At 48.3% G+C, this 13,256-nt stretch carries 13 protein-coding genes and 1 tRNA gene; 7 read left to right on the top strand and 7 right to left on the bottom strand.

What is annotated here, in order from left to right:
- The first annotated feature begins 85 nt into the window (after positions 1 to 85).
- From ACBZ72_06665 to ACBZ72_06645, 5 genes are all read left to right on the top strand, one after another.
- Entirely contained in the window at positions 86 to 952 is an 867-nt protein-coding gene (locus ACBZ72_06665; GenBank protein XES78548.1) for a hypothetical protein, read from the top strand.
- 145 nt (positions 953 to 1,097) lie between these two features.
- The gene (locus ACBZ72_06660) at positions 1,098 to 2,093 is read left to right on the top strand and encodes a fumarylacetoacetate hydrolase family protein (protein ID XES78547.1); all 996 of its coding nucleotides are present in this window, start codon (positions 1,098 to 1,100) and stop codon (positions 2,091 to 2,093) included.
- A gap of 1 nt (position 2,094) precedes the next feature.
- Positions 2,095 to 2,832, top strand: coding sequence for a methyltransferase domain-containing protein (locus ACBZ72_06655; protein ID XES78546.1), 738 nt, complete (start codon positions 2,095 to 2,097; stop codon positions 2,830 to 2,832).
- Between the two features lie 54 nt (positions 2,833 to 2,886).
- Entirely contained in the window at positions 2,887 to 3,120 is a 234-nt protein-coding gene (locus ACBZ72_06650) for a hypothetical protein (GenBank protein XES78545.1), read from the top strand.
- Entirely contained in the window at positions 3,110 to 3,520 is a 411-nt protein-coding gene (locus ACBZ72_06645) for a type II toxin-antitoxin system VapC family toxin (protein XES78544.1), read from the top strand. The genes ACBZ72_06650 and ACBZ72_06645 overlap by 11 nt, the downstream gene beginning before the upstream one ends.
- A gap of 44 nt (positions 3,521 to 3,564) precedes the next feature.
- On the opposite strand, the gene ACBZ72_06640 is transcribed toward ACBZ72_06645, so the two are convergent.
- From ACBZ72_06640 to ACBZ72_06630, 3 genes are read right to left on the bottom strand one after another with little or no spacing between them, the layout of a single operon-like run.
- Positions 3,565 to 3,960 carry a hypothetical protein gene (locus ACBZ72_06640; protein ID XES78543.1) on the bottom strand — a complete coding sequence of 132 codons (396 nt, stop codon included), beginning with the start codon at positions 3,958 to 3,960 and terminating at the stop codon, positions 3,565 to 3,567.
- Between the two features lie 54 nt (positions 3,961 to 4,014).
- Positions 4,015 to 6,114, bottom strand: a complete 2,100-nt coding sequence (locus ACBZ72_06635) for an AAA family ATPase (GenBank protein XES78542.1) — start codon at positions 6,112 to 6,114, stop codon at positions 4,015 to 4,017.
- Complete coding sequence (locus ACBZ72_06630) at positions 6,111 to 7,373, bottom strand: exonuclease SbcCD subunit D (GenBank protein ID XES78541.1); 1,263 nt, start codon at positions 7,371 to 7,373, stop codon at positions 6,111 to 6,113. The genes ACBZ72_06635 and ACBZ72_06630 overlap by 4 nt, the downstream gene beginning before the upstream one ends.
- 137 nt (positions 7,374 to 7,510) lie before the next feature.
- Between ACBZ72_06630 and ACBZ72_06625 the strand changes: the two genes are divergently transcribed.
- Positions 7,511 to 7,664, top strand: a tRNA-Tyr gene (locus ACBZ72_06625).
- 232 nt (positions 7,665 to 7,896) lie between these two features.
- Here ACBZ72_06625 and ACBZ72_06620 read toward each other — a convergent pair.
- The 3 genes from ACBZ72_06620 to modA form a co-directional block, all read right to left on the bottom strand.
- On the bottom strand, positions 7,897 to 9,066 hold the full coding sequence (locus ACBZ72_06620) for an ABC transporter ATP-binding protein (GenBank protein ID XES78540.1): 1,170 nt from the start codon (positions 9,064 to 9,066) through the stop codon (positions 7,897 to 7,899).
- A complete protein-coding gene (gene modB, locus ACBZ72_06615; GenBank protein ID XES78661.1) occupies positions 9,063 to 9,785 on the bottom strand; it encodes a molybdate ABC transporter permease subunit in 723 nt (240 codons plus the stop codon). The genes ACBZ72_06620 and modB overlap by 4 nt, the downstream gene beginning before the upstream one ends.
- A 201-nt stretch (positions 9,786 to 9,986) precedes the next feature.
- Complete coding sequence (gene modA / locus ACBZ72_06610; protein XES78539.1) at positions 9,987 to 10,733, bottom strand: molybdate ABC transporter substrate-binding protein; 747 nt, start codon at positions 10,731 to 10,733, stop codon at positions 9,987 to 9,989.
- A 440-nt stretch (positions 10,734 to 11,173) separates the two neighbouring features.
- Here modA and ACBZ72_06605 point away from each other — a divergent pair, with 440 nt between their 5' ends.
- Complete coding sequence (locus ACBZ72_06605; GenBank protein ID XES78538.1) at positions 11,174 to 11,644, top strand: HAD family hydrolase; 471 nt, start codon at positions 11,174 to 11,176, stop codon at positions 11,642 to 11,644.
- A 44-nt stretch (positions 11,645 to 11,688) separates the two neighbouring features.
- Here the strand turns inward: ACBZ72_06605 and ACBZ72_06600 are convergent, their stop codons facing one another.
- The gene (locus ACBZ72_06600; protein ID XES78537.1) at positions 11,689 to 13,233 is read right to left on the bottom strand and encodes a molybdopterin-dependent oxidoreductase; all 1,545 of its coding nucleotides are present in this window, start codon (positions 13,231 to 13,233) and stop codon (positions 11,689 to 11,691) included.
- Positions 13,234 to 13,256: the final 23 nt, after the last annotated feature.

The raw sequence follows: 13,256 nt of genomic DNA, 5'->3' as shown, positions 1-13,256 counted from the left end.
TTAGCTTATTTTTTGTTTGCTGTTGCATTTTGTAGTCACAAATATTTAATATGTCATAAAACTTACACGTTAAATGGTGTATTTTATGCTTTTCTCAATTGTCGCACTGCTAACCTTGACTGAAGTCTTCGATAATTTTGTCAACGACTTTTCAAGTGCACTGCCCGGCGTAATCGGGGCAATCATCATCCTAATCATCGGCGTCATTATAGGTTGGGCTGTAGGAAAAATCGCTAACCGCATCGTGGACCGTACCGTAGAGAAAAATTTTGACCGTAGCCGAATCGGGCAATCTTTTAGGTCAGCTGGCTTTGACCTCTCAAGCTTTGTGGGAGGGCTGTTGTATGCTTTTGTCATTGTGGTTGCAATAACAGTTGCTGTTCAGCTTTTGGACATCTCCGGACCCGCTGGCCAATTTATTGTAGACATTGCTGCGTATCTTCCTAGGCTTTTGGGTGGCATTTTGATTATTGTTTTGGGCATTGTGTTGGTTGATTTTCTAGCCTCTCTTGTTGGAACAACTATACGACCCATGTTTGGTGAAAAGAAAGCGGAAATCGCTGACATGCTACGCAATCTGCTATTCATCGGTCTAGTTGCAGTCATACTCAACATAGCCTTTGACTTGTTGCTGCTCAGTTCAGGTGGGCTGGTGTACTCTTTGATTATCGGCTTCGTGATTATCGGTGCAGGCATCATACTAACCGACGGAGTGGTTAAATCCATCACGGACGACCATGAAGAATTCCGAGGCATAGCAGGCTTTGCCAAATTCGTCCTGTACTCAATCTTCCTACTGATTGGTGCCGGCGCAATCTTTTCAAGCTTCCCAGGCGTCACAGCGATAGTAGCCAACATTGCATGGGGCTTTGCCATCGCATTAGCTCTAGTACTCATACCCGTAATCTACGCCCTTGCAAAACGAATGAACGCCCAAGTCAAGGACCACTGATTACACCTCTTTTTCTTTTTTGCAACTCCAACACACAGCAGTGTCTTCGCTCTGAGCCGTGTCTCCCCTATGTTTCTGAAAAGTTTGTTTTGGGCTGCTTTTTTAATTCAGGATAAAAACTGGGCTTAGGTTACGTCGGGAAAGGGTGAAGTCAGGCTTAGATTGGGGTAAACTGGCGGCTTTTGGCGGCGTTTGGGTGCGTAAACATTTTTCTACTGCAAGCCCATCGGTAAGCATATCAAACGGAGTTGCCAACATGAAACTTGCCCGCTACATCTACAAAAGTCAAGAATCTTACGGAGTTCTACAGGGCCAGTCTCTGTTTTCGTTGCCCGCTTTGGCTACCGTTCTGCATGCAACGTTACCCGCTACGTTGGAGGAGTTTGTGGCTCTTGGTCGAATTGCTCAGGTGACTGTGGAAAGCCTGCTGGCAATAGCTGACGAGGACATGCTAAAGACGGTTTCGGTTCCGCTTAGCCAAGTGCAACTGCTGGCGCCTCTCAAGTCGCCGCCAAAAATCCTGTGTTTAGGCTGGAACTACGTTGACCACACGGTGGAAACCAAAACGCAGCCCCCAACGGAACCCGTGGTTTTCATGAAGCCCCACACCGCCATAGCCAACCCCAACCAAAACATCGTCAAACGCCCGTTTGTGACGGAACTGGACTACGAGGGAGAACTCGCCGTGGTCATAGGCAAAACCGCCAAAGATGTGTCCACAACCGAAGCTATGAACTATGTGTTTGGCTATACAATTTTCAATGATGTTTCGGCGCGGGACTTCCAATTCAAAGACAAGCAGTGGACACGAGGCAAAGGGTTTGACACGTTTGCGCCCATTGGACCCTGCATTGTTACTCGAGACCAGATTCGTGATGTGGACAACTTGGGCATTAAAACGTGGGTTAACGGTGAACTGCGACAAGACGGCAACACCCGCGACATGCTCTTTAACATACCTCAAATCATTTATCACTTAAGCCGAGTAATGACGTTGGAGCCCTGCGACATAATCGCCACTGGCACACCCTCAGGCGTGGGGATGGCTATGAAGCCGCAGAAGTGGCTAAAGCACGGCGACAACGTACGTATTGAGGTTGATGGTATAGGCATCTTGGAGAATAATGTGGAGGAGAGATAACATGGCAATGAACATATCGTTTGAGGAGATTTTCAGGAATTCTGATTTGTTTAATCCTGTTTCGGTGGAGGCGTTGTTTTTGGCGGGTAAGGCTGCTGGATTGGCGTCGGGCATGTCCGTTGTTGATTTGGCCAGTGGGAAGGGTTCGCCGTCTTTGCTTTGGGCAAGCGTCTTTGGCGTTACAGTTGAAGGTTATGAGCTTGGCAAGGAGTATGTGGAGTATGCTAATGCACGTGCTAAGCTTTTGCATCTTGATGATAAAGCGCGGTATGCCTGCCAAGACATAGCAAAATTTACGCCCGACAAAAAATACGACATCGTCGCGGCTTTAGGCTTTGATGTGGGCATTTACGGCGGCAGAATCCAAGCCCTAAACAAACTCAAAAGCATGCTAAAACCCAATGGCGCCATCATCCTAACCGAACCCATCTACACACAAAAACCCGTAGCCCCCAATGTCCTAAAAGTCCTTGGCATCACTCAAGAAGCCTACCTGACCCTTGACGAAATGCAGCAGCTACTCATCGAGCAGGGACTAAAAACAATCCACCAGAGCGTCTCCACAAAACTGGACTGGCAACTATACGTGAGCCCCATCCTTGTTACCCTGCAGCAGTTCATCAAAGACCACCCCGACCTCAAACAGGACGCCCAAGCCGTAATCGAGCACTTCCAAGCCGAACGCGACAACGCCCCAACACACTGGAACGTAGCCTTATGGGTCCTTAAACCCGTTTAACTTTCCTTTTCTTGTGCTGATAAACCAAACTCCGGTTCAGTAAAAATTAAATCCTTGACTATAACTATAGTTATAGTGGTGTCAGAGTTGCCGACAACCGTTCAAGTAAACGAAAGAACCCTCCAGATGCTCAACAGAGTCAAAAAAGAAATGCACGCCAAAAGCCACGACGAAGTCATAACTAAACTAATAGCTGAACGAAAAAAAATACCCACTTCCATGTTCGGGTCCAATCGCAAACTCAATTCTTTCACCCAAGAAGATGAAGCTGAATTCCATGAACTGTAACTTCATCATAGACTCTTATGCGTGGCTTGAGTACTTCAGGGCTTCCAAAGCAGGAGAGGTCGCAAAAGAATACATAGAAAACGAGAATGCAGTCACCCCAACTGTGGTCGTTGCAGAAATCAGCCGTAAACTCTTGCAAGAAATCAAGCTTGGAAACGAAACTGCACAGGGTCGCCTAAAACGTCTAGACTTCATAAGGGCAACAAGCAGAATAGTGGAGTTGGATTTTGAAACTGCCGCTGAAGCAGGAAAAGTCAATGAGGAACAGAAAGGAACGACCAAGGGTTGGGGGCTGGTGGATTCCATAATCCTGTGCACTGCAAGAAACCTGAATGGCAAAGTGGTAACCGGAGACGAACACTTTCGACAGTTAGATGAAGTAGTTTTCATTAAAGCATAGTAACGGAAAAAGTTGTTTGCCTTTGGCTATGAATTTTTTGCTTCTCAGAAATTTCGCACTCGTGCTCGTCTTATGTCTAGGGCAATTTCGTTTCCAGTATCGATATTGACGCGGATTGCTCCATTTTCAGCCATGGATGAGGGGGAAACTTCGGAAACGTACCCGCCTTTGGAACGGTCTACTCTTTGGGTTTTGATGTTTAGTTTAACAAACGAGACTATCCTTGAGTCAGTTAAGTACTGTTGTGTTGGCTTTTTGAATATCGCTTCAGGTATCAGTTGTGAAATTTTTTCCCAGCTAAGTTTTGCTCCTATGACTTTTGTCTCCGTCTTCTTTCTGGCGGCGTAAGTTACGTCAATTAACCATTGACCTTCTCTTAACCTTAGATTGTGAACTGCAAAAACTTCCGTGGTTGACCAACCAACAATGATTTGATCCAAAGACTATCCCCTCACCATACCATTAAGCTGAGATTTTTATGTTATCCCCCAAATTTATTCGCCTTTGGCTATAGATGCCTTGCTGACTCCAGCTTCCTTCTCTAGGACGATGACGTGGCTTGCTTTTTCGGCGAAGTCCTCGCTATGCGTCACCGCAATGATTTGTTCGATGGCTTTGAAGCGCGAAATTGCTTCTGCTAGCCGTGTTATGCTGCCATCTTCCGTGCCCAAGTTCTCTGTGGGTTCATCCAGCAGCAACATGCCCAAGCCGTGACCCGTCCGTGACTGCATAATCAGCTGCCCCAAACCCAGCCGATAAGCAAAAGCCACCAACGTGCGCTCCCCACCGCTCAGGTTCGCAACTTCCCTGTCCACGCCTGAATCGCTTTTCACATACGGCGTGTAATTCTCATCTACCACCACATTAAGCATCTGTGCTTCGCCGCCGGCAAGGCTGTCCAGCACCTGCTGCACAAAGTTACGCAAAACCTTAACGAATTCGCTGCGCAGTTTAGGCTGGATGCTGCGGTAGGCGTCGCGGATGGCGGAGAGGATTTGGGTGGTTTTCTGGATTTTTTCAACCCGCTCCACCTTCTGCTGTGCGCCATCAATCCGGTCCTTAATCAAGTCGAGGCTTCGCAGCAGGTCACTTTTGCGGTTCTGCTTGGTTCGCAGTTCCGACTCAGTAGCGTAGTATTGTCTGAATGCTTTCTCCCGTTGCACCCGTGCCGTCTCCAAATCCGACAAATCAAACCGTGAAATCTCAAACCGCAACTGCTCCAGTTCCGCCTGTAGGTCCCCGCCGTCTTGCTGCCTCTGCTCCTGCTCCGCCAGCAGGTCGGCAAGGTTCTTTTCTTCGCCTGTGATGTTTTGTTTGAGCTCTTCCAGCCGCGAAGTTAGCGTTTGTATGTTGCCAAACGCCTCGTTAGCCGCCAGCTTGGTCTGCTGGAGCTTGTCAATTTCCTCCTGAAGTTGCCGAATCAGCGTCTGCCGCTCAACGTTCTCTGCCTGTATGCGCTGCATCATGGAGGCTTTGTATTCACCGTTCAGCGGCTGCAGGCACACGGGGCAGTGATTCTCCTTCTCGGTGGACAGTTGCTGGATGCGTTTTAGGTCGGTTTGCATGCTGCGGAAGGTGGCTTCTTTTTCGCCTTTGAGGTTACTGATGTGGTTGTCAAAGTCGTGCAGAACCGACCGCAAAATCTCCGCGGGCTGGTCGCAGGGCATCCCCGTCTTTTGGAGTTTGGTTTTGCAAGCTTGGATTTGGCTTTCAAGGTTACTTTGGCGTTGCCGAAGGTTCCCCAAAGCCGCCTGTTTCCCCTCAATGTTGCGGTTTAGGGCTTGGGCGTTGCGGTGCGAGTTGGCGATGCCTTCGTTTATGCGGGCTTCCCGCCGTTTCAGCTCCTCAACTGCCAGCCGCTTCTCCTCCAGCCGCTTCAGCTGGATGTCGGCGTCTTCAAGAATGCGTTTGGTGGCAACCAGTTTCTCTTGAGCATCCACCAACTCCATCTCCAGCAGCGTGTATTCTTCGGTGACGCGGTTGTATTCGTCGCCCAGCCTCTCTTTGCCTTTCACGTCGGGGTCATTTTCCAAAACTCGCTTTTCAATCTCGTAGTCCCGCAGGTAACCCGCAACGTTGCTCCACGCCACCTCATAATCCGATAACCCAAACAAGTCATCCAGCCGCTTCTGCCGTGGTCGAGGCTGCGCGTTAATCAGCTCCTTTAAGTGCTCCTGCTGAACCCACACAATTTCCCGCCACAAGTCACGGTCAAACCCCGTGATGGCTTTCAACTGCTCCGCCACGGCTTCAGCTTTCTGGCTGGCAATGAGCTTCTCGTCATGAAACAGCTTGAGCGCCTCAAAATCTTGTCCAATGCTTCTGCCGCGGCGACGCAGACCACGAGTGAGCACGTAAGTGTTGCCATTCTGCGTAAACTGCACGGTCACTTTGGCTTGGTCCGCGCCCTCGCGGAGCAAGTACTCGTAGCTCCTGCCGATGGGGTCGCCAAACAATGCGAAGTCGATGCTGTAGAGCACGCTGCTTTTACCGCAGCCCAACCCGCCCACCAGACAGTTGAAGCCGCGTGTGAAGGGTACGGTGGATTTGACGTGGCTGCGGATGTTCTCCAGCTGCACAACCTCAACCTTCACTGCCCCAACTCCTCCAACGTTTGCTTGACTTTCTCTTCTTGCTTGCGCGTCAACGGCTCAATCAACCCCACCGCAACATGAGCGATTTTTTCAGCTTCCTCGCGGCTGTAGCGTTCACCAAAAATTTCCCTAAAATACTCAAACGCCTTGGTCCGCAAGTCCTTGAACTCGCTCTCAAAAATGGAGCGCACCACCTCATCAGAAACCGCCGTTTCCCGCAGCAGCACAATCGGATGCACCAGCAGGGCTTTTTCGGCGGCGGCACGGATGTGCGCAAGGTCAATTTCGGCGCGGCTGGCTTCGGCAGGCAACACGCCCCTGAGCACGGGGATGAGGATGGCGCCTTCTTCGTCGGCTTCTTGAACCATCTGGGCGGTTTGCTGAGTGATTTTTTGGGCGTTAACGCTGTTGAATTCCTGCTCCAACACGACAAACCGCCGCGGTGACTCCAACGGCATGAATTCGGGGTGAAAAACGCCCTGTTCGTCGACTTGAACGTGGTAGAAGCCCTTGGTGTTTTTGGGTTCATCGTAGCTGACGGTTTCGGTGCAGCCACTGTAAACCAGCATGCCCCCATTGAGTTGTCCCATGAACGGTTCATGCACATGCCCCGCCGCGTAGTAGCCAAAGCCCCCCGGGATGAGTTCAGGGCGCAGTTCCGCTTCAATGTACGGCGGCTTAACCCCCGCCAAATCCACCGCACCATGAAACACAAAAACGTTCCCCACCGAGGAGTCAGGCGTGGGCGGGTTTTGCTGCATGAAGGCGGGGAGGGCTTCTTCGGTTTTGTGTCGGCTGCGGTAGTTGGGGATGCCGTAAACGTAGCAGACGCTGTTTTTGCGCCAGCAGGCGCCCTCATGCCGCGGCAGGTGATGGATTAAGCCTGCGCTATCCAGCGGGTAGAGGATGGTGCTGGTGATGGAGTTAGGCGCGGAGTCGTGACTTCCATCCACAGTCACCACGGGGATGCCTGCGTCGCGGAGCCGTTTGAAGCTGCGAATCGCATTCTCCAACGTAACATTTGAGGGGCGCGGCTGATGAAACAGGTCCCCCGCAATAATCATGAAATCGGGCTTAAGCTGTATGGTTTGGTCAACTAGCTCGTTGAAGGCGTCGTCAAAGTCTTGTCGGCGGGCTTCTAACCCGTACTGGGCGTACCCCAAATGTAGGTCGGCGGCATGAACAAAGCTAAACGCCTTCAAACACAAGTCCCCTTCAGTACCCATAGATTTGGGGTTGAAGGTTTTAAGCCTTGCCAAAACACAGCTCCCTTTTCAAGCAGCCCCCCAACCGATGTCAGGTGCCGTTGCTGCTGGGGTTACCTGTGGATGGGTGCCAAAATTTTTTCCTTTTGCCACAAAGCATAAATTCTCTCGCTGCACTTTTAAGGTTTCATCGGGAGGTAGCTCAGCCTGGCAGAGCTCTCGAGCCTGCAAGCACGCCTTGCGGACGGAGACGCTGTAGAGGTCTACCCATGGTGGGCTTCATTCAAGCCTGTGCAGGCCACAGATACCGAGCTGTCGCAGGTTCAAATCCTGCTCTCCCGACCAAAAATTTTGTAATAAATGTGCTCGTTCTAACCTGTTTTTCGTTATTCTGGCGATAGAAAAGCTGCGTCTATACTGTTTTCGCTTCTACGTTTGAATCGTCGTTTATGCCCGTCGATTCAATCTACGTTAACTACAGATATCTTTGGTTTGCAAATCCACCGCTTGAACTGGATGTTCTTCGGCTCTCGAAAAGGAGAGCACACTATACTGATTGCTTTGTAAGTAATTTCACTCAACTTTCTCTTCGCTCCCTTTCTAGTTCCAACATGGGATATAGATTACTGGTTTTTGCTGCATATTTCTTATCGGTAACTTGAGCGAACACGTTTAAGGCTTCAGGGTTAAAACTAACTTGCACCTTATCACCGACACCTAGCGCCGAATTCTTAAGGGTTCTCAGTTGAACCCGCGCCTTCAGCATAAACCCTACATCGACTGAAATTTGCGCCGTAGAACGCATCACCGTCATCTCTATTATAGTGCCTACGAAAACATTGTACAACTTGTCTTGTGTACTGGGCTTCTTTTTCGATAAAAAAATATCTTCAGTCTTCAATGTAACGACAACCTCTTTGCCCTCCAAGGTAGATGCCGCCTCTGCCAGCAGGCAGACGCCATTGACTTCAATCTCCAACAAGCCATCACGTGTTCGTAGGGCTTTACCTTTGAAAGTGTTGACGCCGAGAAACTTGGCGACAAACGTTGAACGTGGTTTACCAAAAATTTCGCTACCTGAACCAATCTGTTCAATATGCCCGTTGCCCATAACAGCAATTCTATCAGACATAATAAACGCCTCTGATAAGTTATGTGTGACATAGATGACTGTGATTTTGAGTTTCCGCAGATAGTTTCTTAACTCAAGTCTAAATGACTCCTTCAACTGGGGGTCGATGGCGGAAACTGGTTCATCAAGCAATAGCACCTTCGGCTCCGTAGCCAGCGACCTTGCCAATGCAGTACGTTGCCTCTGTCCCCCGCTAAGCTGGTCTGGATAAAACCTTGCGTACTCTGATAACTCGACGAAATCCAGCATTTGCGCAGTTCGCTTTCTTACTTCATCCTTGGGTAAATGCAGCGCTTTTAAACCGTATGCTACATTGTCTTCAACGCGCATGTGGGGAAAGAGGGATATTGTTTGAAAGACATAGCCGACTTTGCGTTCTGAAGGCTTCAAATTCACCTTTTTGGAATTTGTAACTCCGCTGACCAGCACATTATTGATGTAGATGTTGCCGCTGTCCTGAGGTATTAAACCAGAAATCAGATTTAGCAGAGTGCTTTTTCCGCTACCATTGGGTCCAAGTAGGCAGAGGATTTCTTTGTCGTTTACTTCAAGAGATAAATCTTCAAGAACCAATTTTTTATCGTAAGTTTTGGTAACGTGGTCTAATTGGATCATTTTTTGGCTCCGAACCTTTTTTGTTCTATCAGTTTAACGATGACTAGTACTGTGAAAGATATTGCAATCAATATTATAGACAGCACTATAGCGCCGCTTTGGTTTGAGTAGAGCAGGTTATAGGTAGCCAGCGGCATGGTTGTGGTTATGCCGGGCAGGTTTCCAGCAAACATCAAAGTGGCGCCGAATTCACCCATAGCTCTAGCCCAAGTGAGCATGGTTCCAGAAATTATACCGCGAATTGTTAGCGGCAAAGACACTGTGAAGAATACAAGGAGTCGGGAGCCGCTCAAAATTCTGGCGCTGTTGTAGATGTCTTTGTCTCGGTTTTCAAAGCCTGTTTTGGCAGCTCGGAAGAGAAAAGGGGATGCCACGAAGGCTTCAGCAATGATGACAGCTACAGTGTAGCCGGGAAGAGTGATTTTCAAACTGGTTAACAGCGGCCCTAGAACACCCCGAGGTGCAAAAGCGTAAAGCAAGGCGACACCTGCCACAGCCGGCGGCAATACAACGGGCAAATCCATTATGGTATCAACGAGAGGTTTACCGGGAAAATTGCGTGTGGCCATGAAATAAGCAGAGGGAACTGCTAATACAAATGCAATCAGGGTTGCAATGGCTGAGGTATATAAGCTGAGTTGTATGGCACTTATAACTTGCCAAGCCTGTAATTGAGTGCTAACTTGTGTTGTATCAAGCCTCAGAAAAACCGATGCCAAGGGCAACGCTATAAAAATAAAATATGTGATAACGATAAGGGCAAGTATTACAAGGGAACTCTTGTCGATAAATGAGAAAACTTTGTTTATACTTTTTGGCGGTGTATAGCCCTCAAGCTTCTTTTGATCTGAGTCAGAGCTTGTTTCCGTCAATACTTACACCTATAGTTAAAAAGGATGGAAAGTGCGCTATACGCGCTTTTACACTCCAAAACCGTAGTATGCCAGCAAAGCTTGTCCATCGTCAGTAAGCCAGTAATCCATAAATTTCTGTGCCAGTTCTGAATGGTTAGTTGATCCTATGACTGCTATGCCGTATATGGCTTTTTGGTTAACGTCTGCGGGTATCGGGAGGAATTCTGTCTGCTGACCAGTCAAATCACCATAAACGCCGTCGGAAGAATATACTATCCCAGCATCGTAGAGTCCTGTTTGGCTGGAAAGTGCAACTGCTCCAACAACGTTCTCGACGTTAGTCTCATAGGATTTGACGTTGCTGTAGAGGCTGGCATTGTAATTGACATAAGCGCCGGAAGTGACATAGTTGGGGCTGCTGGAGTTACCCCATGTGGAATCGATTTTCCAGATGGTTCGGTTTGCATAGTTGCCTGCGGGAACAGAGGGTGCGGCTATGACGAGTTTAACCCCTGGTTTAGTTAAATCTGCCAGAGAGGTTATACCTGCAGGATTGCCTGGTGCCAAGATGACTTCTAGGCTGTTGCTAGTTAACTCTTTAGGGCTGTTTTGATCTAGCAGACCCGCGCTGTTTAGTTGATTGGTCCATTTGTTGTCGGCGGACATGAAGACGTCACAGGGTGAACCTTCAGTGATTTGGGTGTAGAGTGCGCCTGAAGAAGCGGAGCTTACAAGTAATTTGCAGTTGTTAGCTTGCTCGAATCCTTCCGTCATGTTCTGAACGGCGTAAGTTAGGCTGGCAGCTATGAACACGCGCAGTTCAGTGGGGGCGTTTGTTGAGTTAGCTGCATAGTTATTATATATTAGGTATCCTGCGGCTGAGCCGACAATAATGATTATGACAAGCGCTATGGCTGTGTATTTGGTGTTGATGCTTTCAACTCCTCGATATTATCATCCAGTCATATCGATGGCTTGATATAAATGTTCCCACCACAAAAAAGAAACTAAATGCGCGACATAAGCCAACAGTGATCCCTTGATGAGTATTTGTCATTTGAAATGCCTGCTAATTACATTCCACTGTTTGACCCTTATTCTCAAGAAAAAATTGACGCTGCCACGTCCAAAATGCTGAAAAAAATTGGATTGGCAAATTTTCCAAAACGCATAAGCAACAATATCCAAAAACGCTTATTTTAAACCTGCTTAACTATTAGTCCATTCAAGCTAATTCAAACAAGGTTGTTGCCATGTTAGAGATTGATGTGCCCGGCTTTGGCTTAATGAAACTGGGCTATTTAGTTTCGGATTTTAACGGAACGTTGGCTTTGGATGGCGTTCTGCCTTTTGAGGTAAAACAGAAACTAAACGCCCTCTCAAAGTCTCTGCAGCTATTCATTGTAACTTCGGACGAATTTGGAAAAGCCAAAGAACAACTAAACGACGTCAATTGTGACCTGCATGTTTTGGGGGAGAAGGATATGGCGGCTCAAAAAGCCGACTTCGTGACCAAACTGGGCGCCCCGCGTGTTGTGGCTTTGGGTAATGGACTCAATGACAAGGATATGCTGAAGGCTGCAAGGTTGGGCATAATTGTTTTGGGCAGGGAAGGCTGCGCCGTTGAAACTTTGCTTGCCGCTGACCTGCAAGTAACAAGCGCTACAGATGGGCTTGACCTTTTACTTAACCCCAAGCGGTTGAGAGCAACACTAAAATTTTAGCCAACTGCACCGCAAAGCCTTTCCGAAGAAAAAGAAAAGAAGTGTTAGGCGCCTATTTTTTGTTTCACGAGTTGTTTCGTCGGTATTTCTGCTTTTTCTGGTGCCAGTGCCTTGTTTGATGCCGAAAATGTTGGTTTTCCTGCTTTTTTGGCTTTGATTGCTCTGATTTCGTCTAGTATTTTTTTGAGGATTTCTTCGTCATTGAGGATTCCCGGTGGTGGTTCCACGACTTTGCGTAGTCTAATTGGCACAAGGTCCATGCGGTATGCGGTGCCCTCGTATTCTATGCCGCCCCACTGTGTTGGAATCAGCACATCCCCAACTCTTGAGGTGCAGTTCATGTCGGGGTTAATGACGATGAGGGGGTGCTTCATCATTTGCTGCATCGAAACCTTGGGGAAGTGGGCACCGGGGTCAGAGGCAATTACCAAGGTTGCATCGTTGTCTCCCCGTCGGAGCAGGTCAATAGTCGAGAACTCGCCAGGGTTGTATTGCGGGTAGCCCTGAGAGAAGTCAATCGCATACGGATAACCTGTTTGCCAGCTGCTGACCACGTTTGCGCCGGTGATGTTGAAGTGTCCTCGCATGGGTGTGATGACAAATTTGGTTTTCTTGTTAAGGTCTTGAGTTAGTTTGATGGCTATTTCGATGTTTCTGAATCTGCCTGCGGTTGCTGTTAAGCCCAGACCAAAGAATATGGCGCCAAACTCGCAGTTAACCATGGCTTGAGCTATTTCGGTTAAGTACTCAACTGGGACGCCGCCGACTTTGTCAACATCCAACTCCTGATCGTTAACAAGGCATCGGAGGGCTTGTATGATTTCGTAGTCCTTGTTAGGCTCCACCTGCACAAAATAATCCGCAGCTTCAGCAGTCATAGTTTTCCGCACATCAAAAACAATCATCTTACGCCCCATTTTCTGAAAATCTTTCGGTGGGGCATCCACAATGCATGTTTTAGGGCGTGCTGGAGGCTGATATCGTAACGTAGTTCTTTTCATGGCGGCCTCTATTTTTTTCTTGCTTGAAGCGCCTTTTATTCTCTGAATGTAGTTGGTCCATTCGCTTTTTTCAAAGCGCCCTTCAGGGAAGGCGGTATATCTTTCAACGTGTCTTGGGTGCGAAGCCCAGGGGTTGCTTCCCCAGTAAATGATTAAGTCTGCTCTGTGCCTAACTTGCCCTAACGTGCAGGTTGGTAAGCCGGCTTCCTGAGTTGCCATCATTGAAGGTCCATGGCAGATGCTGCACACATTATCCATGGCTGAGCCTAATTCTTCCGCCATTTCCACCCCGATGGCTTGTGTTTCGCTGCTGCAGCACTCCCAGCCGAACAGCAAGGGGTACTTGGCGTCGGTTAAAATTTGGGCTGCCTTCTTGATTGCTTCATCTAAAGAAACAGGGGTTAATTTGCCGTCTTTTCGAATCATGGGCTCCAGAATGCGTTCGGTTTTGTATCCGTGAACCATTTTTGCTTCGCAGACTGCGCAGCCGTTTTTCATTTTGACGATTTCGTTGTTTTCTACGGTGACTTCTAAGTCGTCGCATAAGCAGCCGCATATTGGGCAAACAACTGATTTTATAACGGTCATGGCATTTACTTCCCATAGTTCTT

This window comes from Candidatus Bathyarchaeia archaeon, assembly GCA_041447175.1.
Taxonomy (GTDB): Archaea; Thermoproteota; Bathyarchaeia; order Bathyarchaeales; family Bathycorpusculaceae; genus JADGNF01.
The sequence above is the reverse complement of the archived record's forward strand: the minus strand, read 5'-3'. Positions and strand labels throughout refer to the sequence as shown.

Excerpts from the sequence above, each read along its gene's own strand:
- ACBZ72_06645 (XES78544.1), top strand. The coding sequence starts at position 3,110 with ATGAACTGTAACTTCATCATAGACTCTTATGCGTGGCTTGAGTACTTC.
- ACBZ72_06600 (XES78537.1), bottom strand. The coding sequence starts at position 13,233 with ATGACCGTTATAAAATCAGTTGTTTGCCCAATATGCGGCTGCTTATGC.
- ACBZ72_06665 (XES78548.1), top strand. The coding sequence starts at position 86 with ATGCTTTTCTCAATTGTCGCACTGCTAACCTTGACTGAAGTCTTCGAT.
- ACBZ72_06605 (XES78538.1), top strand. The coding sequence starts at position 11,174 with ATGTTAGAGATTGATGTGCCCGGCTTTGGCTTAATGAAACTGGGCTAT.
- ACBZ72_06620 (XES78540.1), bottom strand. The coding sequence starts at position 9,066 with ATGATCCAATTAGACCACGTTACCAAAACTTACGATAAAAAATTGGTT.
- ACBZ72_06655 (XES78546.1), top strand. The coding sequence starts at position 2,095 with ATGGCAATGAACATATCGTTTGAGGAGATTTTCAGGAATTCTGATTTG.